The sequence below is a fragment of the Marixanthomonas spongiae genome (genome assembly GCF_003095375.1).
GTDB lineage: Bacteria > Bacteroidota > Bacteroidia > Flavobacteriales > Flavobacteriaceae > Marixanthomonas > Marixanthomonas spongiae.
This window is the reverse complement of sequence record NZ_QEHR01000002.1, coordinates 79306-105637: the sequence shown is the minus strand read 5'-3', so window position 1 is coordinate 105637 and position 26332 is coordinate 79306. Positions and strand designations below refer to the sequence as shown.

The 26332-nt window shown below is 39.1% G+C and carries 24 protein-coding genes; 13 read left to right on the top strand and 11 right to left on the bottom strand.

Going from position 1 to position 26332, the window contains the following annotated elements; genetic code table 11:
- Positions 1-5 precede the first annotated feature (5 nt).
- The 3 genes from DDV96_RS03105 to DDV96_RS03095 all read left to right on the top strand — a co-directional run bounded on the left by DDV96_RS03105 (position 6) and on the right by DDV96_RS03095 (position 1756).
- On the top strand, positions 6-431 hold the full coding sequence (locus DDV96_RS03105; protein WP_206073997.1) for a lipocalin family protein: 426 nt from the start codon (positions 6-8) through the stop codon (positions 429-431).
- A gap of 28 nt (positions 432-459) precedes the next feature.
- The gene (locus tag DDV96_RS03100) at positions 460-990 is read left to right on the top strand and encodes a hypothetical protein (protein WP_116693291.1); all 531 of its coding nucleotides are present in this window, start codon (positions 460-462) and stop codon (positions 988-990) included.
- A 292-nt stretch (positions 991-1282) separates the two neighbouring features.
- On the top strand, positions 1283-1756 hold the full coding sequence (locus DDV96_RS03095; protein WP_116693290.1) for an RlpA-like double-psi beta-barrel domain-containing protein: 474 nt from the start codon (positions 1283-1285) through the stop codon (positions 1754-1756).
- A gap of 454 nt (positions 1757-2210) precedes the next feature.
- Here DDV96_RS03095 and DDV96_RS03090 read toward each other — a convergent pair whose 3' ends face one another.
- The 4 genes from DDV96_RS03090 to DDV96_RS03075 all read right to left on the bottom strand — a co-directional run bounded on the left by DDV96_RS03090 (position 2211) and on the right by DDV96_RS03075 (position 7503).
- Complete coding sequence (locus DDV96_RS03090) at positions 2211-2873, bottom strand: class I SAM-dependent methyltransferase (RefSeq protein WP_116693289.1); 663 nt, start codon at positions 2871-2873, stop codon at positions 2211-2213.
- 326 nt (positions 2874-3199) lie between these two features.
- Positions 3200-3520, bottom strand: coding sequence for a hypothetical protein (locus DDV96_RS03085; protein WP_116693288.1), 321 nt, complete (start codon positions 3518-3520; stop codon positions 3200-3202).
- Positions 3521-3532: 12 nt separating this feature from the next.
- Positions 3533-3832 (bottom strand): hypothetical protein, encoded by a 300-nt coding sequence (locus tag DDV96_RS15910; protein ID WP_116693287.1) that lies wholly within the window; start codon positions 3830-3832, stop codon positions 3533-3535.
- Positions 3833-3912: 80 nt separating this feature from the next.
- Complete coding sequence (locus DDV96_RS03075) at positions 3913-7503, bottom strand: type IIG restriction enzyme/methyltransferase (RefSeq protein ID WP_116693286.1); 3591 nt, start codon at positions 7501-7503, stop codon at positions 3913-3915.
- Positions 7504-7696: 193 nt separating this feature from the next.
- Here DDV96_RS03075 and DDV96_RS03070 point away from each other — a divergent pair, with 193 nt between their 5' ends.
- On the top strand, positions 7697-7972 hold the full coding sequence (locus DDV96_RS03070; RefSeq protein ID WP_116693285.1) for a hypothetical protein: 276 nt from the start codon (positions 7697-7699) through the stop codon (positions 7970-7972).
- A gap of 746 nt (positions 7973-8718) precedes the next feature.
- Here the strand turns inward: DDV96_RS03070 and DDV96_RS03065 are convergent.
- Both DDV96_RS03065 and DDV96_RS03060 read right to left on the bottom strand, forming a co-directional pair.
- Positions 8719-9102 (bottom strand): HU family DNA-binding protein, encoded by a 384-nt coding sequence (locus tag DDV96_RS03065; RefSeq protein WP_116693284.1) that lies wholly within the window; start codon positions 9100-9102, stop codon positions 8719-8721.
- Positions 9103-9805: 703 nt separating this feature from the next.
- Entirely contained in the window at positions 9806-10189 is a 384-nt protein-coding gene (locus tag DDV96_RS03060) for an HU family DNA-binding protein (protein ID WP_116693283.1), read from the bottom strand.
- 292 nt (positions 10190-10481) lie between these two features.
- Here DDV96_RS03060 and DDV96_RS03055 point away from each other — a divergent pair, with 292 nt between their 5' ends.
- Positions 10482-11336, top strand: a complete 855-nt coding sequence (locus DDV96_RS03055; protein ID WP_165805952.1) for a helix-turn-helix domain-containing protein — start codon at positions 10482-10484, stop codon at positions 11334-11336.
- 182 nt (positions 11337-11518) lie between these two features.
- The gene (locus DDV96_RS03050) at positions 11519-12862 is read left to right on the top strand and encodes a hypothetical protein (RefSeq protein ID WP_116693281.1); all 1344 of its coding nucleotides are present in this window, start codon (positions 11519-11521) and stop codon (positions 12860-12862) included.
- A gap of 330 nt (positions 12863-13192) precedes the next feature.
- On the opposite strand, the gene DDV96_RS03045 is transcribed toward DDV96_RS03050, so the two are convergent.
- From DDV96_RS03045 to DDV96_RS03035, 3 genes are all read right to left on the bottom strand, one after another.
- Complete coding sequence (locus DDV96_RS03045; protein WP_240607661.1) at positions 13193-14689, bottom strand: T9SS type A sorting domain-containing protein; 1497 nt, start codon at positions 14687-14689, stop codon at positions 13193-13195.
- 835 nt (positions 14690-15524) lie between these two features.
- Positions 15525-16571: an AI-2E family transporter gene (locus DDV96_RS03040; protein ID WP_116693280.1), complete on the bottom strand. Its 1047-nt coding sequence runs from the start codon at positions 16569-16571 to the stop codon at positions 15525-15527.
- 213 nt (positions 16572-16784) lie between these two features.
- The gene (locus tag DDV96_RS03035) at positions 16785-18086 is read right to left on the bottom strand and encodes an erythromycin esterase family protein (RefSeq protein WP_206073996.1); all 1302 of its coding nucleotides are present in this window, start codon (positions 18084-18086) and stop codon (positions 16785-16787) included.
- Between the two features lie 274 nt (positions 18087-18360).
- Between DDV96_RS03035 and DDV96_RS03030 the strand changes: the two genes are divergently transcribed.
- The 4 genes from DDV96_RS03030 (at position 18361) to ligD (ending at position 23220) form a co-directional block, all read left to right on the top strand.
- Entirely contained in the window at positions 18361-19356 is a 996-nt protein-coding gene (locus tag DDV96_RS03030) for an aldo/keto reductase (RefSeq protein WP_116693279.1), read from the top strand.
- Positions 19357-19415: 59 nt separating this feature from the next.
- A complete protein-coding gene (locus DDV96_RS03025; protein ID WP_116693278.1) occupies positions 19416-19739 on the top strand; it encodes a four-helix bundle copper-binding protein in 324 nt (107 codons plus the stop codon).
- Positions 19740-19976: 237 nt separating this feature from the next.
- Positions 19977-20753, top strand: a complete 777-nt coding sequence (gene ku / locus DDV96_RS03020; RefSeq protein WP_116693277.1) for a non-homologous end joining protein Ku — start codon at positions 19977-19979, stop codon at positions 20751-20753.
- Position 20754: 1 nt separating this feature from the next.
- Positions 20755-23220, top strand: coding sequence for a DNA ligase D (ligD, locus tag DDV96_RS03015; RefSeq protein WP_116693276.1), 2466 nt, complete (start codon positions 20755-20757; stop codon positions 23218-23220).
- A gap of 191 nt (positions 23221-23411) precedes the next feature.
- On the opposite strand, the gene DDV96_RS03010 is transcribed toward ligD, so the two are convergent.
- Positions 23412-23660, bottom strand: a complete 249-nt coding sequence (locus DDV96_RS03010) for a hypothetical protein (protein WP_116693275.1) — start codon at positions 23658-23660, stop codon at positions 23412-23414.
- Between the two features lie 500 nt (positions 23661-24160).
- On the opposite strand from DDV96_RS03010, the gene DDV96_RS03005 reads away from it, so the two are divergent.
- From DDV96_RS03005 to DDV96_RS02995, 3 genes are read left to right on the top strand one after another with little or no spacing between them, the layout of a single operon-like run.
- Positions 24161-24685, top strand: a complete 525-nt coding sequence (locus tag DDV96_RS03005) for a DUF421 domain-containing protein (RefSeq protein ID WP_116693274.1) — start codon at positions 24161-24163, stop codon at positions 24683-24685.
- A 4-nt stretch (positions 24686-24689) separates the two neighbouring features.
- A complete protein-coding gene (locus tag DDV96_RS03000) occupies positions 24690-25325 on the top strand; it encodes an FMN-binding negative transcriptional regulator (RefSeq protein WP_165805951.1) in 636 nt (211 codons plus the stop codon).
- Positions 25322-25870 (top strand): hypothetical protein, encoded by a 549-nt coding sequence (locus DDV96_RS02995; protein ID WP_116693272.1) that lies wholly within the window; start codon positions 25322-25324, stop codon positions 25868-25870. The genes DDV96_RS03000 and DDV96_RS02995 overlap by 4 nt, the downstream gene beginning before the upstream one ends.
- On the opposite strand, the gene DDV96_RS02990 is transcribed toward DDV96_RS02995, so the two are convergent.
- Positions 25867-26319 carry an MgtC/SapB family protein gene (locus tag DDV96_RS02990; RefSeq protein ID WP_116693271.1) on the bottom strand — a complete coding sequence of 151 codons (453 nt, stop codon included), beginning with the start codon at positions 26317-26319 and terminating at the stop codon, positions 25867-25869. The genes DDV96_RS02995 and DDV96_RS02990 overlap by 4 nt on opposite strands.
- Positions 26320-26332: the final 13 nt, after the last annotated feature.

Below are 26332 nucleotides of genomic sequence, written 5' to 3'. Positions count from 1 at the left end.
GCACCATGAAAATCACACCATTTAAGCAGGCGCTCTTAGCCCTCATTTTATTTGCAACGGCTACCGCTTTTGGTCAAACCGTCAACGCCGAAACCCTTATAGGCACATGGGAACTGAAAGGTACCCTAATGGGCAATGATGGCTCGGGCTGGGTATTGCCCCATAAACATTCAGCCCCAGATTGCGGAAAGGACCATACTCAATTTTCAATAAACAACCAAGGGAAAGAACTAACGTACCACCAAAACTGCGATGTGAACGAAAAACCATTTCAGTGGCACTTAGAAGGCAATACCTTGACCCTCTCGAGAGGAGAAAAAACTGTTCTGTGGCATATCCTCAGTTTAGAAAACGGGCGGTTAAAGGTAGGTGTCCAAACCCATCCAGATGCCACTAACAAAATGTATGTTATGTACATAAAAAGAAGTTAATTAACACGTAACCATAAAAACAAACATCATGAAAAATTTCAAAAAAACACAATGTATTCTATGGCTTGGTTTAGCCCTTATCGTTATGGGCTGTTCGAAGGACGATGACCAGAGCGACGACTCAAACAACGCAAGTAAAAACCAAATTACATTTGATATATCCGGGGCTGTCGAAGGTAAAAAAACCGGTTCTTCGTATATCGTTATTGTTGAAGGTGTAAATTATAGCATATCCAATAACGATGGGACATCTATTGATGACCAAACGTTTAGCCTTTCTTTCTACAAAAAATTCAAAGACAACAGCACCACTAACCCTGCCAAAGGAACCTACCCTATAGACGATGTGGTGAACCTTACAGACACCGATGGGTTTTGGATTGTATATACCGATACGGTTAACGATATCGATTTTAGCCAAGACGTGTCGGGGACGCTTACCATTACCAGCAACACCAACAACCAGCTTAAAGGGACTTTCGAGTTTTCAGCAAGCTCTAGGGAAACAGGCGAAACCATAACGGTAACCAATGGAAAATTTTCGGCTGCTATAGATTAGCCCACTTATAACATTAACGGTTTCAGTAGGGGAACCAACGTGTTCCCAACCCGTTCTTTATGGTATTGAACACGAGCTATCACCAATGGCCCCGGGCTATCTGCCCGGGCAGTAGGTGGCTATTCTATTTCCCAAGAACAACAACCAATCGTAACGCCTGCTTATTGTAAAGCGGGTCACATCCCTTATGTGTACGTGCTTCTAACCAACCTCAGGTAAAGCACTACCACTTCGAAGGATACACCCTGCGTCTCTCAGGTATTCACCTCATTTTTTTGTATCTTATAGTGGTATGAACTTCAATAACCACAACCATAACGTACCGCTATTACTCCTCACTGTAGCCATGTTACTGCTCGGTTGTGCCGAAACCAAAGAAAAGCAGCCGAAAAAGAAAAAGATGACCACCATGACCGTAACGGCAACCGCCTACAACTCGGTAGAGCACCAAACCAAAAAAGGAAACCCCTCTTTAGCCGCTTGGGGTGATATTTTGGAGCCTGGTGAACGCGCCATTGCCGTTTCGCGCGACCTCATCAAAATGGGGTTGGACCACAATGAGGAAGTAGAAATCTATGGCCTACCGGGCACTTATATTGTAAAAGATAAAATGAACAAACGCTGGAAAAAGAAAATCGATATCTATATGGGCTTGGACGAAGACGCTGCCCGCCAATGGGGCAAGCAACAAGTGGAGATCCGGTTCAATAAAAGGGATCGGCCGCACGACAAGTTTTCGGAAAATGGGCTTGGGAAAACGAAGTAAACCATTCGATTTAGGAAACTTATAATTTGTTATAAACGCTGCCAATAGCAGTCTAATCGATTTTAAAATTAAATTTAAGAACCTCAATTTTTGAGGATTTTTTCAACCTTTAGGGTTGTTTTTTACAAAAGTTCGCTTCGGCCTATCGAAAATTTATCGTAAAATTTGAAATGAGAGTGCCGTTACCATTTTAGGCTGTTTGAGCAAGACAAATGTTTCACTCAAGCAAGGATGTCAAAGCGAGTTCCTAAAATTTAGGCACCGAATGATAAATTTAGATAAAGTGAAGCCTGTCCCGAGCCAAGTCGAGGGGTAAGCCTAGATTTTTTTGCTTGGTTTATCCTGAGCTTGTCGAAGGATTTTTTCATCAATGGAAAAAATGAACATATTAAATATTCAGAACATTAATGATTAGGTACATATCCATATAAGGTTTTTATAGAGGTAAAAATAATTAAAACACCCTATACAAAGTAGTCACTAACCTACCCTTAAAACCAGGCGACGGAATAGACAACAACTCCTTTTCTTCTTGTACCTTAAAATGGAACGGAGCCGCCAACAGATCAACCCCACTGTTCTTTTCTAGGCGTATTCCCTGTCCTGAAATAATATCGATATTAGGTGCAAAATCCCCTTCCGGTAGGTGCTCGGTGAGGATCACATATTTAAAACGGTATAGTTTCTCGACAATCGCTTGAATCTCTGCATTTGATAGGTGTTGCAATACCTGCCTCACAATCGCACAATCGCCTTCGGGCAACTCATCTTCGGCAAGATTTAAGGTATAAAAGGTTACACTTTCTGTTTTGAATGTCTTTTTATTATGGGTGATTAAATCGGGGACAATATCGATGGCTTTATATTCCTTGGTAAATGGCACCAACTCCTTCCCCACATTAAAATCCCCACAGCCCAAATCGCATACCACGGGTCGCGTTTTCAACTCCTTTAAATAAGCAGAAACTGCGTTTATATAGGTATTTACCACTTCGGTATCATGCGAGCCTAAGCCCGAATAGAACTCATGCTGCTCCCCGCCCCATAGGTTATTTTCATATACCTGTATCATCGCATCTTTGGTGGGCCAGGGTTGTTTGTTGTGGGTTTTTTTCATGGGGGGGTGTAAATTGTACGTTGTTGGTATGAGCTGTTAATTCTTGTTTTTCTAAGATATTACGCTACTTTCAAAATGTTTGCTGTATTATAGAATAACCTTTTAAAGGTATTATTCCAATTATTTAAATTATGTACGATGCCTCAAAAATCCTTACCTAAATTCTCACCTCATCATATTTAACATCCTCCTCCGCAACTATCCCCAACTCTTCTTTGGCCTCTCCCATAGTTACCTGCTCATTCATCAACATTGGTAGCAACTAACCTTATTAAAACTATATCCTTTTTCATTTCTACTTATCTACAATTTAAAAAGGTTAATAATCAAAAAACTAATTTTGCTTTTATACCCTCCAACTTTGCTCTTCTTGAAGTACCTCCCCATTTTTTTTCATCTTCAAATAACACATCGTACCCAACTATTAATAATATATTTAAGTCAAGAGCTTTATAATACTCTCGTATAACATCCACATTTTTAGTTACTACTTCACAGCAATATTCAAGTTCATTTAATTTAAATTTTCGTTGATCATAAATTCGTTCTGCATTTTTATCAATTTCAGTATGACTGGTCTTAGGAAAATAATGAAGTAATACAGCCTTTATATTTTCTAAGGTTCTAGGATAAACATCTGGTCTCATAAATACACTATATTAATTTTTAATAAATTTACCATCCTCCTTTGTAACCATCCAAAGCTCATTCTCAATTTTAGGATATGCATCCTCTACCGTCACTTGTTCATTCATCAGCATAGGCAACAACCAATCGCGTAAAGCTGTGAGCTTTGGGTTTTTCTTTCTTATAACCGCTTCCATTTGCTTATCGCAGCCTATACAGAAGTAGCCTTTACGACCACTTTGAGCATCATCGATAAACAAGTGTTCTCCTTTTACATTTTTAGCCCAATCGTTATTAGCTTCTATGTCATATTTTTTTTCTTCTAAAGGCACTTCTTTTTATTTAGATGATTGTTCTACTATAGCAATTTAGCTCGTATTATTTACATTTTATATTAATGTACTCGTGAATCTCAAGAGTTTTCAACTATTGAGATTTCTTCATCTGTAAGATTGTATAGTTTATATACTAAGGTATCGATTTCTGCTTCTAACGTTATGGTGTCTGCTTCTGGGTTGTCTTTTTTTAGTAAAAGGATTTGGGTAACTTTTTGCTTTATAGAGACACTTATACTCTCCTCATAGATAAATGGCATTGCTTTTATATCTACCGTTTTTATTTGCGCAAATGCTTTACCAGATTCTTGTTTATAAAAATGTAAGTAAAAATTAAGTAATGAACTATTTAACAGTCCTAATACAAAATATAAATCAAAATTTGATTTTTCATTATTTACAACAATATGTACTGTTTTGTCATTATAGTTACAATTAGTGTCAATAGTTGCAATAATATCTTTTGAGGTTTGTCTATATATTATCTTCGGATTTATCTCAAAGAAATCCTTTGAAAACCTAAAAACATCATTTTCATTTAATAATTCTTCAAAATTGTGTCGCAGGTAATTGGATGGAATTTTCTGGGAATATCTAAATATATCACCACCTTTTAAATATGGTTTATCAGAATCGTCTAATTGTTTACCAGAGTATAATATTCTACTACCAACTGAACCTCCTCTTGTTTTACCTCTTCCAATTGACCAGTAATTAAAGCCTACATCCTTAATTAGAAAGAAATTATCAAACTTTTCAAAAACATCTAACCTCTTAATTAAAGGGCTCTTGAAAATAAAGTCCAATTCATTTTTATCAATTTCTCCTTCAGTTTCTGAAATCCCTTTTTTTAGCACCCAATTAGCTGGTATAGCTCCTTTTTGAAATAATAAAATAGAAGTATAAACATTAGCTTCATCGAATACCAAAGTGTCATTGAAGTTTATAATTTCAATGATTTTATTAGATATTAATAATTCTCTTAACTTTTGAAAATAAGTTCCTTTCAAAAAAGTATTAGGTGTTATATAAGACAAAAAACCTTTATGATTTAAAATCTTGTTACCTCTACTAATGAATGCAACATATAAATCGTTATTCCTTTTAAATTCTATAAAGTTAATTTCTAAATTACTTTTAACTTTTTTATCATATTCGATTAGATAAGGCGGATTCCCAATTACTGCATCAAACCCAATATACGAGCCATCATCTGATAATACTTCTGGAAACTCAAAACGCCACTCAAACGCATTGTGGTAAATAGCATTGTTTACTATTTCTTCTTTTTCTATAAGTGCATTTTCGGCTTTTGTTTTTAGTTTTTTTAGTGCGTCTTTGTCCTTTTTAGTTATTTTTTCGCCAAATTGTTTTAGGTTGTTTTGGCGTTCTTGCTCGTTAATAAGTTCGCCTTGTGCTTTCTGGAATTTAGCTATAAAGGTATTGTCTAATGTACTTGTAAAGTTGTGTTTTACCTCGTCTATAATTTGTAATACTTCGCGTTTACGGTCTTTGCTATTGGTGTCTTTATACTCTGCAACAGCGTTTTTATAGTCTTTAAAGTTGTAGTTTACTTGTTTGCCTTTAAAGGCATCTTTTAAATCGTCGTCTAAACTAAAACGGCTTATTAAAGAGTTACCGCATTTAATATTAATATCTATATTAGGTAGTGTTTGTAAACGGTTTTCTTTGGTGTAATAGGCGTTTTTAAGCAGCTCTATCCAAAGCCTTAAACGACATATTTTTACAGAATTAGGGTTTATATCTACACCAAATAAACAGTTTTCTATAAGGGTTTGTTTTTGGTGAAACAGCGTGTGCTGTATGCGTGTGCTTTCTTTTTCGGTTGGGTTATACTCGAATAGCGCGCCATTATCATCTATAACATAGAGTTCGTCATTTACTATTTCTATATCGCAACGTAATGGTAAGCCTTTAGCATCTGCTAAAATGCCTAATTGGTTTTTAATGACAATAAGCTCGTTTAAAGCACTAACCAAAAAGTGACCAGAACCTACTGCTGGGTCGCATATACGTAAACTGTTTACTATGGTGTTAAAGCGTTTTATATCGTCTATTTTAAAATAGCGTTGACAATAGGATTGTAGGTCTTCAAAGGTTTCTATTTGGTCGTTTTCTTGTTCTTTAAACTTTTGCACTACTGCACGACGTAAGGTTTCTTTACACATATACATAGTGATGTATGCCGGGGTATAAAAGGAACCTTCTTTATAACCGTTTATTTTTTCAAAAATTAACCCTAATACTGATGCGTTAATAAGTGATTTATGTTCTAGGCCATCTTCAATACCCTCGTTACCATCTGTAGCAAAGTCATAGGCATCTAAAAACTTGAACAAATACTCAAGGGTAGGTAGTTTTCCTTTTAAGCGTTTACCGCTTGCATCCTTTAAAACGGTTTGACTGTAGATTTCACTTTCATCGTTACTTAATGTCGAAATTTCAAATGCTTCAGCTTCAATAGGCGAACGTTCAAAAAGGGAACTGTTTAAATAAGGAATATGCTGGTATTTATCTTTATACCTAGGGTGCCTTTCATCTTCTTTTTTTGCTAAAGCAGAAAAGAAAAGATCATTTAGCTCATCATAATCATCAATAAATTTTGCATTTAGAAACTCATATTTTTTATCGCCATTATGATAGGTAAGCAGTTGCGATTCTAATAATTTTAAAAACAAAATCCTGTTTATCCATGTGAGGCAAAGTTCCAGCCCTACATTAAAAGCTTTTTCCGGTGTGTTTTCTACGCTTTTTACTTTAGACAGATAATCCCTATCTTCTAAATGAAATATAGCATTTTCTAAAAGGGAAGCATAATCTCTATCTTTTTTTTCTTTACGATGAATTACTTTCTTCCCTTTATTCTTTACTTCCTCTAAACCAATAATATGTAGCAGCTCATTATAAAATGATTTGTTAAGTTGGTTACTGTCGTTACCAAAAGAATGCCCTAATAAATGTACATTGGAAAATATTTTATATAAAGTATTGAGGTTACCGTCACTTAATTTTTTAAAATTTGTCTTTTCGAAGCTTAAATGAACAAAGGGAAGTTCCTCTTCTACTTTAGCAATGTATTTCTTTGCAATTTCATTATAGAACAATTCATTTTTGGAGGTGTCTTTTAAGCCATCTCTAAAAGATTTATATTCTTTTATCAAGGCTTTGTCTTTGTAGAAATAATTATAAAAATCTTCTGCCTTAAATAAAAACCACTCATACCCGTTAGTGGCTATCAAATGTTTTACGTTGTTGTTTTCGTTATCAACTCGTTCACGCAAATAGTACAACAGCAATTCTTGAAGTGCTTTTCGGTTCAGGTTACCCTCCGTTAAAAACTCTGTTTTGTTACTAGGTTTTTTTGCTTCTATAATTATGCCTACATCAGACTTCGGAGTATCTCCTAAATATACAGCTAAGTCAATTCTATCTTTAGTGTTTATATAATGCTCCTTAAAAAAAGTAGAAATAAAAAAGTCTTTAAAGTGTGATTTAATATGTTCTTCACTTTCTCCATTTTCATCACTTAGTTTAACAGCTGCTATACAATTTTGCAATGCTTCTAAAAAACAAGTAACATCTTTTCGTAGTGGTTTGTGTTTTCTATAAGCTGGGTTAAGTGCCTTACGTGTATTGGTTTTGTTCATATTTATTGTGTAACCATTGTTAGCTTAAAAATATAAAAGGTTATTTATATTTATGGAATAAAATTCTATGTCTAAATTTTAAGGGGAGTCTCCCCAAATATAGAATTTTTAGTAGTGTATCGAAAGGAAACTTTATTTTTTCATCTCCATTTTTCTTTGTATCCTTCTATAGTAACCCTTAAAACCAATCCTTATGAGTAATCCCACATCCGGCAACGAACTTTTTAAAGAGTATATGGAACGTATGGATGCCTACAGCGATGCAGAGCTGGTGGAGGCCTTTAACGGGCAAGTAGGCAATCCCGGCTGGGGAAGCGCCCGGGCTTCTTATGGAGCTGCCATACGCGCCCAACTCAACCAACGAAACATTGATTACAGTGCTATAGGGGATGACCGGCGACTCTCCTATAGAAACAAGGTGGTCTTACGTGGTAAAAAACTGGTATTGGCAGAAGCATCAACTTCATAGTGTCACCCCATTGTAAACTACGCCCTACCAAAAGTGTAGCCTATACCCTACCCAAACTGTACACAATTTTAAGACAAATTATTTTTTTCTTGTCTTGTCAAGAATTATATTTGTTACACTAAGTTATTCTATGTTACAGTAACTTATGGACTTTCAATATGAAAGTAAGCCTAAAAAAGAAAGCAAGTGTCTAGCCGCCGAAATTTTTAGGCTTTTTTTTATTTAGTAGTACGCACCACCTGCCTGATCCTGAAAAGAGGTTAATACTGAATTGCTTTTATTTGACGACACTATTAACTAGTAACGTTATTTATTATAAAATCCCCTTCTGGCCTATCGAAAGTATATCGTAAAATTTGAAGTGAAGTCCCCGTAAAATTTTAGGCTGTTTGAGCCATCCAAAATAGGATTGCAAAGCACTATTTTTAAAAGCGAGTTTCTAAAATTTAGGGGATGAGCAAAAAATTTAGATAAAGTGAAGCCTGTCCCGAGCCAAGTCGAGGGGTAAGCCTAGATTTTTTTGCTTGGTTTATCCTGAGCTTGTCGAAGGGTTTTTTCATCAATGGAAAAAATGAACAACTTAACCTTTTAGACAGGATTGACGTATAAAGTATTGTTTATTAACCGGCGACACCATAAATCTAAGCGCCAATTTTACATGAAAGGTATATAAAAAAAGAAAGCCCTAAACAACGTGTTTAGGACTCTCAACATGATTAGTAAACACTAATCAAGAACGCAAGTGTCTAGCCTGCTACCAATTTATATTGCAAGGTCTGCAACATATTCCGGATCCGTTTTCCCGGCCGGAAGTTCACGTGTGCCGATTTCACCTGGTTGTTGGTGACTTCTGCCTCGACTTCGGCTCCTTCAGAGCGTACGCCAATTTGAAAGTTACCCAACGAACCCAGTTGTACGATGCGGCCCTGCTTTAACTCATCCATTACATTGTGCTGTAAGGCATTGAGCACCGCCAGGCAATCGGCCTCGCGAACGGTACATTGGTTAGAAACAAGATATGCCAATCGTTCTAGATCGACAAATCCATTTGCAACGGCCTGCGTGTAATATTTAGGCGGGGCCGTTAAGTCTTGTGGATTCTTTCGCTCCACTGTTTTTAATACAACCATATACAATGGTATTAAATTTCGCCCTTTTTCTCAGGCGTCCGCAGCACTATTGCTTTGGAACTACTAAAATAGTAAAGGATGAGTAATTAAAAACAAATAACAGTATCAGTTATTAACTAACTTATCAATATGTACATTATAAAATCTTCTGAAACCGCAATTATAACAAGCGCTTTCGTTTTTAAATTGGTATTTAAAATTGACCTAAAAATAGCTTTATTTGAAAAAAAAATGTTTTACGGACGACACCGGACTGTATCCTCTTAGAGCAATTCCTTAAGTGTTCTTGTCAGGCTTAGTGAAGTGCAGCGGAAAAAAGTATCTAGTTGAACACCCCCCGTAGCCCCTACTTCGACGAGCTCAGCACAACGCCTCAAGGGGGGATTTGATGCTAAATGATGCTGAAACGAGTTCAGTATGACAGGTGGTAGGTGTAATTTGAAAAAAGATTAGTAATAATCTAACCTACCAATAATCAAATATACTAAGTGTCCAACCATAGATTCCTCAGTCGTACCTCCTTCGGAATGACAGTCCTTGTCATTCTGAACGCAGCGCAGCGAAGGGAAGAATCTTTTAAGCAGTGAGTAGTAAAGATTCCAATAATCTAATAATCCAAAAATCCAAATAGATTCCTCAACCGTGCCCTGCCCGTATGCTCGTTCAGGCGGGCTCTTTCGGAATGACAAACCGAGAACCGCCGCTACTCCTTCTCCAGTTTCAATCCTTTTTGTAACCAGCGTTTCAGTTTTAGCGTGGGTTGGTAATTAATATGGAAACGTTGAATATCTTTGGTACGCAGCAGGCTCTTGGTGGGTTGGGCGATGCCTTTAAACCCCACCTTAAACCGACCTATGTTTTCTAAAGAAACGGTTTTACCATCTTCTAAATGTAACTTCATTTTTCGCCCCAGCGCATCGAGTACCGCATGTACATCGGTTTGGGTGAGGGTGCATTCGTTGCTTATTTCATAACTCAACTGCTCCATATCCACTTCGCCCCTGCTAACGGCTTGTAGTATATAATTGAGCTCCCCATCTGAATTGATATTGTTTTTACGTTTACTGATACGGTATAAAATGGACATACTAGTTACTTTTTTAAAAACATGCGGTTGTTTCGATAAAAACTCCCGAGAGTTTTGCCAAAACTTCTTAGTATTTTGACAAAATATTGTACAATATACTTAAAAAAGTTGTACAACTAATTTGAAAAAGTTGTACAATAAATAAGGGAAACTAGTTTAAGGTAGTGTACGTTAATATCGTATAAGTCTTGATTCCCAGTTTTCATACGGACATACCTACAGTTATTTTTCTTATATTAAATTGTGTAACTTTATGGTATCGTGCCGCTTAGCGGAAGAAACTAAAGTAACTATGTTCAAAACCTTTGAAGCACATCCCCGGCTACAGGCGTTCATTCTCTTTTATTTTGAACTAAATTGGCAAAAAAAACAGCCCAATGAAACCATTAAACATTTAAGCCTTCCTACCGGCTGTAGTTTTATGGGGTTTCAGTCCAGCGGTAATATGCAAATAAAAATAGATGAATACACCTACACCACCGAAAGGTTTTATGTAAATGCACAAACTACCCTTCCGTATTACATGTGCTATTCCGGCAATCATCTGAAAGCTGTAGTAGCCTGCCTCAAACCCACAGCCTTATACCATTTGTTTAAGATAGATGTTTCAACCCTAATAAATACGGGAGCCAACCCTGTATCCTTATTTAAGGGACGATTGGGCGCTTCCTTTCAAGCCCGTTTTAAGACCAATACCACCGCTGAAAACATAAGGGAATTAGACGCGCTGTTTATAGCACAACTGAATGAGGTGACCCCACGTTTTAATTTTGTGGATACTACCATTGATATAATCGTACAAAGCAAAGGCGAAATTAAGCTCAAAGAACTGATACAGAAACTACAGGTAAGCAAACGGTATTTTCAGAAAAAATTTAAAGCCATGGTAGGTATTCCCCCATCTGTATATATGAAGATTATTCGGTACAATTTTATCTTTTCCTCGCTTAAAGAAGAAGAACTGCACTATACTTCAACTTCGGCACCGTTTTATTTTTATGATAGCGCTCATTATTCTAACGATTTTAAAAAGTATATGGGGATATGCCCTTCGCAATTCAACCCGGAACACTATCCTTTCCTAAAGTTAACCGCCATTGAAAAAGCAGTCTGGATAAATGCGTTTCAATCCTTAGCCACAACTTGATCTTTTTCATAGCGACCACCAACACTCTGACTAACAACTTGCTACCTAAAAAAGGACGCTTTTTTACAAAGGTGATGTAAATTATCTCTGCAACTTTAACAGAGGATTTGCAATAAGACTGACTTTTATGCGCGTACCTCCACGAACCGTTATTGGACTAAAGCAAACAAAGACTGCACCCTATGAAACCATTGAAAACCATGTTCCTGATTAGTTTTTTGTGCTTCGGAATACTGAAATGTTTCGCCCAACCTTACACGCTTGACAAGGAAATAGAACCTATTAAATTACAGCTGCAAAAAGACACCCGAAAAGGACACGAAGGCGGTAAGTTCCTCGCTACCCTAGGCTCGGTAGATGCTACCAAATACTATTACGTAAAAGGGCACGATATGTTTCAGTTTGTGGATGTGCTGGTTAAAGCTCTATCAAACCAACAGCCGCTAGAGGTGACCTTAGTAAACGATAATTGGAAGGACGTGGTAGAACTGCAATCTACCCAAACGGCCAAAGACGGCATCGTTCATTTTAAAATAAGGGCGTATAGTTCATTTGGCCTCAAAATCAACTCCCCTTCCAGGGAAAAGATCAACTACTCCATTATCGTTCAGGCGAGCAAACCCCATAAAACCTATTTGGGCAGTCCGTTTACCAAAATCAAGGAAAGCAATATGAAAGCAGGTGCCGAAATGGACACCCCCATAGCTTCATCGGGCAACTCAAATATATGGCTCTATATCATCTTGGGCATCGCTATCTTGGTCATTGGTGTTTTGGCGGGCAAGTTAATGGGACGTAAAGCAGCGATAGTAATAGGATTGATTTCCATCCCGCTGCAAGGGCTCGCTCAAGATACGGCCACACCCGGTTTTTTTCATCAGGATCAATATTTTAACGGGGAAGACTTGGAGAACGGAACGTTTGAAAGCGCATTGAAAAAAGGACTGGGCGACGGCTATGATCCTTCTGATGATATAGAGGACCTAAATTCTAAATTGAAAAGCATCAAGGACTTTTTGGACAATGCGGTCAACCTCTATAAAAGCTATACCGGTTTAGGAGCATGTATCAATTCCACCCCGCCTCCCGGCGAACCCCGTATTCCGTCATTTTGCGCCTTGCCCACTACCGATGCCGGGTTTGAGGACGATAGCAACTGTGCCGGATGTTTTCTCAATGCCCGCGAACAATTTAACAATGTACGCTACCTCTTTGAACAACTGTCCACCATTTATAAATGCACCAAAACGTTTTCAAACGCAGCACTTTCTTTTGGCGACAATGCTTCCGGAATTCATGGGGTGTCGGGCATGGCCTGGCAGGCAGAACGCCGAAAAATAGAAAAGTCCATTACCGAACTGGAACAAGCGTATGATAAAAAGTATGCCGAATTACTACAAAGCCTTTCCGACGCCATGCTGAAACTCAGTGAATGTGAAGCCCAGTACGGGGTAGAAGATTGGTTTGACCGGTTTGGCTATATGTACTTTGAATTTATACAGGACAAATACAAACGAAAAGATTAAACCCAAAAAAACACTCTAAGTTCAACTTGAAAATGCTCGGTTATGGCCTATCAAAAATATAACGATACACAAGTAGTTAATGGGGTTAGCCCCGAAAAATATTGGTTTATCCAATTTCTTTAGCCATAAAGGGAATTTTTTCTTTACTGGTGACAATTAGCTGGGCACCTTGCTAAACCTGTGGCTGTAATGCGCGGAAAATTTAAAAAAAAACACTTAGGTTTATTCAAAATCTGTACAGCCTTCCTCACAGCTCACGCATAATAAAAATACCCCGAAGGGTTTTCGAGGTATCTTTTGTTCTAAGTCTGAAAATGGTATGCTCTTGCCTTACTTTTTACCTATTTTCTGAATATGCACTGAACCGTCTTCTAAAGTCACATGCATAAAATAAACCCCACTGCTATAGCTTGATGTATTTAATGTTATATTGTTTCTGTTTACTGCATTAACCTCTTGCAGCAATACGCCACCTATGGTATAGACCTTTAGTTGAGTTATTGCATTTAACTGACTTTCTATATGTAAGTTGTTCTGGGTTGGGTTAGGATATAAGCGTATTTGATTAGCAAGCGCTTCATTATTTTCTCCACCTAATAAAGTTGGATCTTTAAATATATAAGCCGCTCCTGCATCTCCTATTTCATTAGCTCCATTTATATCATGGTCTTCACGTGGTGCTCCCACAATAACGTGATCTTCAAACATAGCTACGCACCATCCATAAAAGTCTTCGACTCCCGTATCAACCCCCTGTATTCTTTGATCTTCTACCCATATACCTGAGGCGGTTTTTTTATACATAAAAACTTCACCCACTTCATTACCATAAATATGTGGTGCTGACACCATAATCATATCTTCTTGAATATCGGTTGACCATCCAAATTGTGTTCTATCCGTTGTAGGGTCGCTCATTACCATTTGCACTTCTTCCCAAATTCCTTCTGAGTTTTTTTCAAATATATAGGCTTTGCCCAATTCATTATTTACACCATAAGCCCCTATGACCATTTGATCGTTTAAAATGCTAATAGAATTTCCGAAGTAATCTTCTGCCACACCGTCTGATGCTACAAGTGTTTGGTCATACTCCCATATCCCCTCATTGTTTTTGGTATACATAAACACCGCTCCTTTAAGGCCGTTAGCCTTATCGGAACCGATTGCTAATTGATTACCCGATAGTGCAACTCCTATCCCAAAGGCATCTGGTGATTGTGGGTTGGGAGCCGTTATTTTTTGTGTTTCTGTCCAAGTACCTTCTTCCTCAGTAAATATATACACAGCGCCTGTCCAAGTATTTTCTCCTGGCGCACCTGCAACTATGGTATTATTTTCTGCGGCTAGGGACGTAGGGTTCATCCCCATCTTGGCATCACTGCTATAATCTGAAGCAATTAACTTGGCGTTTAATTGCCAAGCGTTGTTATTTTGTTCGTACACATATAATGCGCCTGCACGTATAACCCCTTCTACATCGGCTCTTCCTGCTGCAACTACTACGTAGTCATCAACAAAGGCTGCTCCGCCGCCATATTCTGCTCCATTATTGGGATCGGTCGCAGCTAGTTTTTGCATAAAACTCCATTCGCCCTCATTATCCTTTGCATAAACATAAGCAGCTCCTGATGCAATATTTTCCCTTGAAGCCCCTACAATAGCAAAATTTTCATTTATAGCCACAGCGGTTCCGTATTCAGCTCGACCTTCCCTATCTTCACTAACAACTTTGGTCACTTGTTCAAATTGAGCAGTGCCTGTTACACTGGCTAAAAAACACAAAAGCACAGTAATCGTCTTTGTAGTATTCATCTTGTTGATCATATATTTAAAATTTATAATTGGTTACATATTTTGATCATAAGAAAACAGGGATGCCTAAAAGGAATCGAAAATGATCATTCGATTGCAGTAAACAACTATAAAGTAAAAGAGTCTGCTTAGGTACGCTACTATTAAGAAGTAAAAAAAACCTTCACCTTTTTAAACACTCCCTGCTTTGCTTCTGATTAACAAAAAAATTACTTATTCATAAATGTAGAAGTCAGTTGTGGCTTTTAATAAAAAATCACTTAGACATTTCGTGACATGTACATAACAAAAGGAGACAAATTCGATTAAATCGCTGAAAGATAGGCATACATAGAAATGTATTCTTTTTGTTTTTGGCAAGGTCGAGAAGTAATGTTTAAAAACGATGGTATTTTTTTATAACTTAAATTCATATATAGTAACGTTAAAAATTGAATATCGTTAGAAGTAAGTTTTTTGTGTTTAGCCATGAACATCGTAAGAAAACCGCGATTTAATTCTTCAAGATGAGTGAAAAAACCATCCCACTGGGCGTCATTTTTAAGATGTGTGTTAAATCGTTTATTTGAGTTTTGAGCCGGGCATCATTTGCTATTTTAGCATGGCGAGATAAAGGTTTTTAGTCGCTCTTTTTCAAACAACATCATGCATTCCTTTTGTTGTCGCTGCTTTTCTTGCAGCAACCGACCACACACTTTTAACTTTTTTAGTATTCTTGGCGGCATTCAAAACTACCATACGTTCAAGAAATTAAGCAGGACGGCCAATATGAAATGTATGCTTTGCTAAACCACATAAAACCTTGCCTTTCGCAAAGACAAAACCACTTCTATTTTTAAGAAGGTTTTTATTCAAAGTCTTCGTTACTGAACAAAACCCCCAGCGGTTTAAGCAACGGGATATGCAGCATTAAAACTGCTAAAATGGCCACAATGGGAATGGCCAATACCATCCCAATTAAGCCCCATACAAGATTTCCCACCACGACGGCCAAAATCACTATAAAAGGGTGCACATCCACTTTATTTCCTACCACATAGGGTTCTAAAATATAACTTTCGATAAATTGTGCCACCGAAAAAGTGACGATAATCCCTATCAATATTACGGTGTCACCCGTTCCTATATATCCCAAAATAATGGCCATCGCCACGCCAACGATATTGCCAATATAGGGTACCAACGAAAAAACCGCTGCCAAGACACTGATCAAAATAAAATTGTCCACTCCGGAAATGCCTAGACCAACAGCATACAGCACGGATAAAAACCCAATTAACATTAACCTTCCCAGCAGGTATTTCGGTACTACTTGTGCCGATTTTACAACAATGTCATGGACATTTTTTCTCCTTTCTTTAGGGAAAAAATGCAACATACATTTTTTGAACCTTTCCCTATAGTGCAACAAAAAGAATACGTAAATAAACGTGAGCAGAAAATTCCCCATATACCCCATTACGGCACCAATTATAGTACCTGCTTTGTCAGCAACGGTTTTGGAATCTTTAAATAGCCCATCGTTTATAGCCATACTTTCCTTATCCAAAGGTGTATTAGCAGTTATCGTATGGGTGACTTGCTCAATGGTGGGCTGTAACGACTCTTTAATCTGAGGCCAGTCATCAGCAAAATTCTTAATTTGAAAAGAAAGCAAGGTTAAGAACCCGAAAGTTATAAGCAACAACAAGAGGGTATTGAGCAACGAAGTCAACCCACAGCTTAGTCCCTTTCGTTCCATAAACTGCGAGAGAGGCAATAAAAGGAGTGCCAACAGTATAGCCGTGACCAAGGGGGCTAAAAAGACTTTTGCTTCAATCAACCCTAAAAACAGGAAATAGGCTCCTACAACAGCCCCTACTCCATATACTAGTATTTTTCTACCTGTAAGCATACCTTTTTATTTCAATTATTCTTTACGATAATGGGCCACTCACTCGAAAATATAACGAGTTCTAACTTCCCTCTTCGCAAGCCCTAAAGTAACCATTATCCTTTAAATTATATAATTAGTGTTTATTCTATTCATGTGTCATACTGAGCCCGTCTAAATTACGAATCGGGCAAACCCATACTGAAATTGTATGGCGATCACCCCTGATATGCATTAAACGCCAAAGGGATAGGTTTCGGGTGTTTTATTGGCTGCTACACTACTATCCATGGCATGCAGGGCTTTGGTTTCCTTAAAAAATAGAAAGCCATCATATCTTTTGGGAAGCACGGTCGGCACGTAATTACCATATTGCTCATATTCCGGCCTATAAACCACCCCAATGGCCCGATGGGGGATTTTAGTTTGCCATTCGGGGTCTGCGCTCATTTTTTCAAAATTGAGGTAAAATTGATCTCCCAGCGCAGCACACATGGATTCCCAACTGTCCTGCGATGCGGTAGGCACTTCCATCTTCTGTACTTTTGCGCCCCATTCCCGTCCTGCGAGGACACTACCTTGGTACGAACCAAAACCAATAAGGGCTACCTGTTCTTTTCCAAACTGTTTTCTGGCCAGTTCGCCAATATTGTATAGTCCTTGGTCTGCCATATCGGTAAACGATGCATCCCCCACATGGGTATTATGCGCCCACACAATCCCTTTTGCATCCGGACCGTGAAAATCGAGCAACCTGGTTAAGGTATCCATCATATGACCATCCCTAATGTTCCACGTAGCTTCGTCACCAGTGGCCATCACCCGGTAATATGCTTCTGCATTTTTGGCAACGATCGCATTTTGTTCGGTACTAAAAGCGGCTTCATCATCATCCTCATAACGTGCAAATTTCTTACGTATCTCCACCAGCATCTTGTTAACCTCCCGTTGACAACCATCGGGAACCAAACGTGTAGAAAAGGCATACGACCCTCCATCTTTATCACGGTAGGGTTCAAAACAACGCATGACTTCCTTTGCGGTCTGGAATGCATCGGGATCTTCCTTTTGTAGATACCCCATAATAGCTTCCAAGGATTCCCATAAGCTATACACATCCAATCCGTACCAACCAATGCGGTTTTCAGGCTTTACGTCCTTATTGTATTTTCTGAGCCATTGCGTCCATTCAAAAACTTCCCAATTGGCCCACATCCACGACGGCCACCGCTCAAATGCCTGCAACGCTTTATAGGTAGCTGTGGGAGCATCTTCGTAATTTTTAACATGACGGTTTACGTGATAGCAAGGTGGCCAGTCTCCTTCCACGGCAACAAAATTAAATCCATATTCTTCGATCAAGACTTTTGAAATCTTTGCTCTCCATAGGTAATATTCGTGGGTTCCGTGTGAAGCTTCACCCAACATCACAACTTTTTTATCTTTTAAAGATGTCATTAAAGAGGTTAGGTCCGCTATATCGGCGAAATTCGATATTTGATCCTGAAGGGAAGCCAGCAGTGCATTTTTCATCATTCCAGAATTAAAAAAGTTTTCCCTAAAGTTAAGCATGTGATTTTTGAACTTCTCTTAATGTTTCCCTAAAACCTACATCAAGCGCATAAAACCCCACTATTTTCAATTGACAGTTATGTAATCGACTTGCAGCACAGCGAAATAAAAGTCTAGGAAACCCCCAACAGGGCTAAAAAAATAACCTTTCGTTAACGGACTACCCTTTTTGACTTATTTATATTTAAGTAAAAATCACACGCCCATGTAGAAATGGACACTTGATAAAAAACACGATATGGAAAAACCAGCCCTGCAAAAAGAACATCAATTAGGATTAGGCGGGGTAGCCATTGGCACCGCTTTTGAAAATATAACCGACGACCAAGCAGCACGCCTGTTGGAAAAGGCTTGGGAGTTGGGCATTCGGTATTACGATACCTCTCCGTGGTATGGCCTTACCAAAAGCGAACGTAGATTTGGTGCTTTTTTGAGCCAAAAACCTAATGAAGATTACGTCTTCTCCACCAAAATAGGCAGATTATTCCATAAAGTAAATCCAGACCAGGTGCCGCCTACCATGTGGAAAAATCCAATGAACTTTGACTATACCCACGATTATTCGGCAGATGCTACAAAACGCTCCATTGAGGAAAGCCTGGAACGAACTGGATTAGACCGTATCGATATTGTATATGTGCATGACCTTTCAGAAGACCAAGTGGGAGATCGGTACCCGTACCATATGGAAATCGCAAAAAAAGGGGCGTTCAAGGTACTTTCCGATTACCGTTCCCAAGGAATTATCAAAGCGTGGGGCATGGGGGTAAACAAAATAAAACCTATTCTAGATTGTATGGAAGCCGCAGACCCAGATATATGCCTTTCGGCTACCCAATATTCTATCTTGGAACACGAAGAGGCAGTGGACCGTCTGTTACCTGCCGTTCGTAAAAACGGGGTGAAATTGGTTTCGGGCGCAGGATATAACTCTGGTTTTATTGCAGGACGCAATAGGTACAATTATAAACAACATATTCCCAAGGGCATGAAAGAAAAACGCGATCGCATCGCAACCATTGCCCAAGATTACGGAATTGATAGCATTACCGCAGCCCTGCATTTTGTGTTGGCGGCAGACGAATTTGCGGCCATCATTCCCGGTGCCAGTAAAACGGAGCAGATAAAGGATAATGTACGAGCCTGGAAAACCGATATCCCCAACGATTTTTGGGCAGCACTAAAAAAAGAAGGGCTCATATATAAAAAAGCCCAGACACCTACTGGCGACTAAAAAGGATCCATGTGAAATAGAAAGCCAATAATTTAAAATCAATAACTAAAACAAAAACTATGAAAAATCAAAATTTAATTGAAACCCTCCAACACTGCGCAATTCAGTGCACCTATTGTGCCGACGCGTGTTTGGACGAAGACAACCTTCAAAAAATGATCGCGTGCATAAGAACAGATAGAGCCTGTGCTGCAGTGTGCAACACAACCGCCCAATTACTCGCTGCCAATTATAAAGACGTACGCGGCTTGGTGGAATATTGCCAAACGTTATGCAATGCCTGTGCCGACGAATGCGAACAACACCAAGCACAACATTGTCAAGATTGTGCCGCAGCCTGCCGAAAATGTGCAGAGGCTTGCCAAGATTATTTAGCAAACTAAGCAATAACTTAAATTAAACCTTTTATGCGTATCCGTATGCACAAATAATACCATCCACACGTTCTGGTTCATATACGAAAGTGGATGGTTTTTTAGGTTTCCGGAAACCCGTCCGCGACAATAATCCGCCGCTAACTGTTCTCTTTTTTACCTCCTACTGCCCGTATTTTAGTTTTTAATTAAGACCCATTCCCATTTTTCCTGCTTATTTTTAAGTTCACGCTTAAATAAAACAGTATGAGATCGATATGGAATGGTTCGGTAAGCTTTGGATTGGTTTCAATTCCCATTAAATTATTTTCAGCTTCTGAAGATCGGAAAATAGATTTAGATATGCTCGATCGTCACGACAACGCACGCATCAGGTACAAACGAATTAATGAAGATACCGGGAAAGAAGTAGCCTGGAAAGATATTGTAAAGGGATATAAAATGGACGACGCATACGTGGTGTTGGAAAAAGAAGATTTTGAGATTGCCAATATGAAAAAAAGCAAGACCATCGATATTGAAGAATTTGTAGCCGAAAAAGAGGTAGCCGACCTATTGTTTAAAAAACCCTATTTCCTGCAACCTCAAAAAGATGGGGAAAAATCGTACACCTTGTTGCGCGACGCTTTAAAGAAAACCAAAAAACTGGGCATCGCAACCTTTGTCATGCGCCAAAAAGAACACCTAAGCCTAATTGGTGTGTATGAAAACGCATTGGTGCTCCACGTAATCCGATTTGCCGATGAAATAAGGGACCCTTCCCAATTAAAAATACCTAAGAGCAACGTTTCCAAAAAAGAAATCGATATGGCCTTGTCGCTCATTGATAATTATACGGCCGAGTTCAAACTGGAAAAATATAAAGACGTGTACAACAACCAATTAATGAAAATCATTGAGCGCAAAAAATCAGGTAAAAAAGTAAAACCGAAAGAACACAAATCTGAACCCACGAAAGCCACAGACTTAATGGCCAAGTTAAAAGCGAGCTTAGAAGCCAAAAAGAAATCAAAAGCCTCCTAACATGGCATTGGAAACGTATAAGGCCAAAAGGGATTTTAACAAAACAAACGAACCCAAAGGCGTAATTAACAAGGACCACCGCAACCGGTTTGTAGTGCAACGGCATGCGGCCAGCCATTTGCATTACGATCTAAGGTTGGAGCACAAGGGAGTGCTAAAAAGTTGGGCGATTCCCAAGGGACCTTCCATGAACCCAGACGATAAGCGATTGGCCATCCATACCGAAGACCACCCCGTTTCCTATCTTTTTTTTGAAGGCACCATCCCCAAAGGTAATTATGGCGCTGGAATAATGTCCATCTGGGATGCCGGCACCTTTACCTTATATACAGACACGCCATTTGAGGAACAATATGAAAAAGGTGATTTAAAATTAACGTTGAAAGGTTCCAAACTAAAAGGACAGTTTGCATTGGTGAAAACAAATCGCGGCTCCAAACAAAACCAGTGGTTACTAATAAAGAAAAACGATCCTTTTGCGACCCATCTTATTTATGATGCCGAAGCCTATCGTTCCCCAGACCAGGTAAAACAAGCAGCCTCCAAAAAAAGAGAAACCACCATTTCACGCAACACCCATATAAAACCCATGCTCGCCACAACAGGAAGCTCCATTTTCAACGACCCGGGCTATATTTTTGAACTAAAATGGGACGGATACCGCTTACTTTCAAACATCAACAAAGGGAAAGTGGAAATTTATTCGCGAAATGGCATTGTTTATAACACCAAATTTCAAGAGATTGCCCAAGAGCTTCAGGAAATACCGCATGACTGTATTCTGGATGGGGAACTGGTAGTAGTGGACGCAAACGGCAAACCCGATTTTTCCAAACTCCAAAATTACACGCCACACCAAACAAACGGCACCTTACGGTATTATGTGTTTGACCTTCTTTATTTAAACGGCCATGCCACAACGTCCTTAACCCTGTTGGACCGAAAAAGCCTGTTACCCGATTTACTGGAGAGCCTAGAACACACCTATTACTGCGACCACATCGATGGGATGGGCATCACCTTATACAATAAAGCCTTAGACGAAGGCCTGGAAGGCGTCATGGCGAAACAAAAAGAAAGCACCTACACCCCCAATTACCGAACCGAGCAATGGTTAAAAATAAAGCATACCCATACCGATGAATTTTTAATCTGCGGGTTTACCATCACCAAAAAAGATTCCCTGTTCGGCTCTTTATTGTTAGGGACTTTAAAAGAAGACACGCTCACCTACGTTGGCAATTGTGGTACGGGCTACTCCACTAAAAAACAACAGGAAATCCTGGACATTTTAAAGCGGTTTACAGTAGAGGAATCCCCCTTTTCTGAAAAAATAAATTTAAAAGGACGCACCCCGCAATGGGTCGCCCCAACGATATATTGCGAAGTCTCCTTTACCGAATATACTAAAAACGGTCTGTTAAGGCATCCCGTATTTAAACGGTTACGCCTCGACAAAAGTGAAATAGAAGGGATCACCGATGGGAAAGGCAAAAATCATTTTCCTAATGAAACAAACGATCAACCGGCCAAACAGCAGAAATATGTAACGGCCACGTCAAACGCCAATACATTGGAGGTGAATGGCATATCGGTTCCCATTTCCAATCTTGAGAAAATATATTGGCCTAAGATGGGATACACAAAATACGATCTAATTGATTACTACCTTCAAATTTCCGAAACCATCATCCCGTATTTAAAAAACCGCCCACAAAACCTCCACCGGCATCCTAATGGCATTAAAGGCGAATCGTTTTACCAAAAGGACACCGAGCACCTTCCTGATTGGATGGAAACGGTACACTACCATTCTAAATCTGCCAATAAGGATATTGCTTATTTGGTGTGTCAAAATGAAGCTACTTTGCTTTATATGGCTAATTTGGGCTGTATCGAATTAAACCCTTGGCATTCTCAAATCACCACTATTGACCATCCAGATTATACCATTCTCGATTTAGACCCCTCGCCCACCAATACGTTTGAAGAGGTAATAGAAGTAGCCCAAGCTGTAAAAACAGTACTGGACAGCGCAAAAATAAACGGATACGTTAAAACATCGGGCAGCAAAGGACTTCATATTTATGTTCCTTTAGGAAAGAGGCATTATACCTATTCTGAAGCGCGGGATTTTGCAAAATTGTTAGGTTATTTTGTTATGGAACGCGTGCCTACCTTGGCGACTATGGAGCGTACCAAAACAAAACGCAATGGGAAAATATATATTGATTGTTTGCAAAACAGGCGCGGACAAACCATCGCTTCGCCCTACTGTGTACGTCCGGTTCCCGACGCCTGTGTATCCACACCGTTGTTATGGGACGAAGTAAAACCCGGCCTCATCATGAACGCCCACACGATTAAAACCCTGCCAGAGCGCTTACAAAAAATGGGCGATCTATTTGAACCTGTGCTTTCAGAAAAAATAGATATGGAAAGCGCAATCGACTGTTTGCATAGCTAATAACCTACTCCATAAAAAGAATCATGGTGACCCCAAAGATGATATGGGCGAGTATTAAATGCAGATAGTATTTAGTTCTTTCTACATGCGGTGGTCGCGGGTGTATAGAAAAACCTAAATGCCAAAAACAAACCCCAATAACTCCGGCAATAGTTCCAAAAACAATACCGGATAATATGGTAATTGGAATATTAAAAAAGATGTTTGCACACATTGAATATCACAACTAAAAATATCCCTATTAACACGTGAATAACCCAACCTACCACATGCTCTTTTCCCATTTTCATAGGTTGAGCAGGTATATTTTCTATAAAAAGGTTTAACAATTGGGGTTCTTTTAAATTGTTTCGGGTAAAGTAGGAAATACCATAACTAAAGGCCGTCATGGTGAGGGTCGCCAATACTCCTATTGAAATAACTGAAAATAAGAAAGTCATAGTACATATGATTACTACCATAAAAATAGCGCATTTTTCATAATAATCAATTGTTGGCCGTAAATCTTGATAAAACTAATGGATTAAATGAGTCTGAGTATTTAACAAAGACCAAACCTTGAAATCGTGAGGAATGGCACTATTAAAAGTGGCCATCAACCCTATTTAATTACCGCTCTTTTAAAACATAAACTTCCCTTAAAAACTGCAAATGATATCCTAAATCACTGTTCTATAAACTTTTAAATAAGTAGCTTTAAAGGATCATAACAACAAAGCAATCATTATGAGATTTTTCTATGCCATCTTAACTGCGGTTTTTTTATGCATTGGATTGGTCAGTCAGTTTTATTTTGACCATACCCCGTTAAACACTTTTTATGTCCTTTCCCTCCTCTTTGGAATTTTGTCTGTTATATGGAATAAATCGCCCCAGTATTATCAAGGGCACAACAAATAATTTTATTTTTAAGATCGATTAAAAACTAAGTCGCACGTTTATGGAAAAATGGTTTACTACTGATGTTACTACCTTAGCCGCCATCGCCCTGACCACCGTAGGTATTTACGCGGCGGTTATTCTCTACACCCGCATTTTCGGGAAGCGTAGTTTTTCAAAAATGTCGAGTTTCGATTTTGCGATGACCGTAGCCGTAGGGTCCTTAATCGCAACGACTATTCTTTCGCATTCCGTATCCCTTTTGGAGGGGGTGTTCGGGTGTTTCATGATTTATGCCATGCAACTATTGGCCGCGATCTCCCGCCGCTGGAAACCTTTTAGGAAAGCCATTGACAACAGTCCTTTGTTGTTGATGGACGGCTCGAATATATTAGAGGATAATTTACGCAAGGCCCGTGTAACGAAAGGCGATTTACGGTCTAAGTTACGGGAAGCCAACATCTTATCGCTTACAGAAGTAAAAGCAGTGGTTTTTGAAACTACTGGAGATATTGTGGTTATCCACTCTCAAAACCATCATGCTGAGATCGCAGCATGGTTATTAACCGATGTTAAACGCAACTAAAATTATGTACTGTCCACAAGCCTACCGTAAAGAAGATTCGAAATACCACTACCAGTTTATACAAAAACATCCCTTTGCCACTATGGTTATTCACGAGGAGGCTTTTTTAGCCACCCATATTCCCATCTTGACAAAAGGTACTGCAGCTGCCTTTCATTTAGAAGGCCACGTGGCAAAATCGAATCCGCAGGCGGCATGGTTAAAAGATGGTATGGAGGCCCTTTTTATTTTCCAGGGGCCCCATGCGTATATTTCTTCTTCTTGGTATGGCTACGAGGATATCAGTACGTGGGACTATAGTGCTGTTCATGTGCGGGCAACCATTCAAATACAAACGGCTGTGCAGTTGGAAACGTCGTTGCAGAAATTGGTATATGCCTTTGAAAAAGAACAGATTTCGCCTAAGTTTTATCACGATATCCCCTCTAAAATTTTACAGGACCACCTTCCTTATATCGTAGGATTTACGGCCAAACCAATTTCTATAGAAGGAATTGCCAAATACCACCAAGATGCCTCCCCAGCCACGCGAAACCGTATTTGCAATGCACTACGGAAAGATGCAACTACCGCTGCAGTGGCCGATGCAATAGAAAACGAGGCATCCTATTGTCAACACACCAATACCACTACCAAATGAAGGACTTTTTTAAAAAAAACAAACGTCCGCTGTACGGCGGATTAATAGCCACGCTCTTTACCGGATTAGGGGTTTTTTTATTGGGCAATGTATCAGGATACGAAGCCAAACAGTTAATAAGCACGTCGCTATCTGGCATTAACATGCTTTGCAATACCATTGTGCTGGCGTCGGCCACTATTTTGGCCTTATTGCTTACCCTTTTGGGTATCAGCACCGGGACCAAGTCTAAATTAAAAAACGCCCATTATCAACAAGTTTTATCCATCGCAAAATTTGACACCATTTTATTTGTAGGGGCACTGCTATTGTTTCAACTTTTCAATATCCCCATCACCGAAGCCGAGAATGTACCTACGGCTTGGTATGATATTATTTACTGGACAACGTTGCTCTTTTCTTCTATTTTAAGCGGAATGATGATCACGGTTATTTTAATGCTATATACTACCGTAACCAATATCATCCACATCGTGGGATTGGGAAAAGACCACTATCTCCTCTCAGATGAAGAAGTAAGAGAAGAAAACGAAGAAGACAATTAATCTTTAAGGTTGGCGTTGTTCTCGGAAACTTTTTTATTCAGGTAACCGAATATAATATTTACCAGTACCACAAATACGGTAAAGCCCCCCAAGATATCATAGATGCCCAAACCAGCCAAGCATCCCGCCGCTGCGCTACACCATATTGTAGCCGCCGTTGCAAGACCTTTAACCCGTTTTTTATCACTGGTTCGCAAAATTACCCCGGCACCCAAAAAACCCACGCCCACAACTATTTGGCCCAATACCCGCGTGAGGTCGGTGGTCGAGCTGTCGGCGAAAATAAGGGAAATCATCATAAAAATAGCGGCTCCCAATGCGACCAGCACATTTGTTTTTAAACCGGCATGCTTTCCTTTCATCTGCCGTTCTAACCCCATGCAAAATCCAGCTACCAAAGCTGCTGTTCCTTTCAGTAAAAAATCGGTAAACTCAATATCAAATTCCATTAGTACATGATAA

Coding starts and splice junctions, on each gene's coding strand:
- DDV96_RS03010 (WP_116693275.1), bottom strand. CDS start 23,660: ATGACTTTCTTATTTTCAGTTATTTCAATAGGAGTATTGGCGACCCTC.
- DDV96_RS03065 (WP_116693284.1), bottom strand. CDS start 9,102: ATGGTTGTATTAAAAACAGTGGAGCGAAAGAATCCACAAGACTTAACG.
- DDV96_RS03060 (WP_116693283.1), bottom strand. CDS start 10,189: ATGTCCATTTTATACCGTATCAGTAAACGTAAAAACAATATCAATTCA.
- DDV96_RS03105 (WP_206073997.1), top strand. CDS start 6: ATGAAAATCACACCATTTAAGCAGGCGCTCTTAGCCCTCATTTTATTT.
- DDV96_RS03005 (WP_116693274.1), top strand. CDS start 24,161: ATGGAAAAATGGTTTACTACTGATGTTACTACCTTAGCCGCCATCGCC.
- DDV96_RS03090 (WP_116693289.1), bottom strand. CDS start 2,873: ATGAAAAAAACCCACAACAAACAACCCTGGCCCACCAAAGATGCGATG.
- DDV96_RS03070 (WP_116693285.1), top strand. CDS start 7,697: ATGAGTAATCCCACATCCGGCAACGAACTTTTTAAAGAGTATATGGAA.
- DDV96_RS03085 (WP_116693288.1), bottom strand. CDS start 3,520: ATGAGACCAGATGTTTATCCTAGAACCTTAGAAAATATAAAGGCTGTA.
- DDV96_RS02990 (WP_116693271.1), bottom strand. CDS start 26,319: ATGGAATTTGATATTGAGTTTACCGATTTTTTACTGAAAGGAACAGCA.
- ligD (WP_116693276.1), top strand. CDS start 20,755: ATGGCATTGGAAACGTATAAGGCCAAAAGGGATTTTAACAAAACAAAC.
- DDV96_RS03025 (WP_116693278.1), top strand. CDS start 19,416: ATGAAAAATCAAAATTTAATTGAAACCCTCCAACACTGCGCAATTCAG.
- ku (WP_116693277.1), top strand. CDS start 19,977: ATGAGATCGATATGGAATGGTTCGGTAAGCTTTGGATTGGTTTCAATT.
- DDV96_RS03095 (WP_116693290.1), top strand. CDS start 1,283: ATGAACTTCAATAACCACAACCATAACGTACCGCTATTACTCCTCACT.
- DDV96_RS03055 (WP_165805952.1), top strand. CDS start 10,482: ATGTTCAAAACCTTTGAAGCACATCCCCGGCTACAGGCGTTCATTCTC.
- DDV96_RS03000 (WP_165805951.1), top strand. CDS start 24,690: ATGTACTGTCCACAAGCCTACCGTAAAGAAGATTCGAAATACCACTAC.
- DDV96_RS02995 (WP_116693272.1), top strand. CDS start 25,322: ATGAAGGACTTTTTTAAAAAAAACAAACGTCCGCTGTACGGCGGATTA.
- DDV96_RS03075 (WP_116693286.1), bottom strand. CDS start 7,503: ATGAACAAAACCAATACACGTAAGGCACTTAACCCAGCTTATAGAAAA.
- DDV96_RS03045 (WP_240607661.1), bottom strand. CDS start 14,689: ATGATCAACAAGATGAATACTACAAAGACGATTACTGTGCTTTTGTGT.
- DDV96_RS03030 (WP_116693279.1), top strand. CDS start 18,361: ATGGAAAAACCAGCCCTGCAAAAAGAACATCAATTAGGATTAGGCGGG.
- DDV96_RS03035 (WP_206073996.1), bottom strand. CDS start 18,086: ATGATGAAAAATGCACTGCTGGCTTCCCTTCAGGATCAAATATCGAAT.
- DDV96_RS03100 (WP_116693291.1), top strand. CDS start 460: ATGAAAAATTTCAAAAAAACACAATGTATTCTATGGCTTGGTTTAGCC.
- DDV96_RS03050 (WP_116693281.1), top strand. CDS start 11,519: ATGAAACCATTGAAAACCATGTTCCTGATTAGTTTTTTGTGCTTCGGA.
- DDV96_RS03040 (WP_116693280.1), bottom strand. CDS start 16,571: ATGCTTACAGGTAGAAAAATACTAGTATATGGAGTAGGGGCTGTTGTA.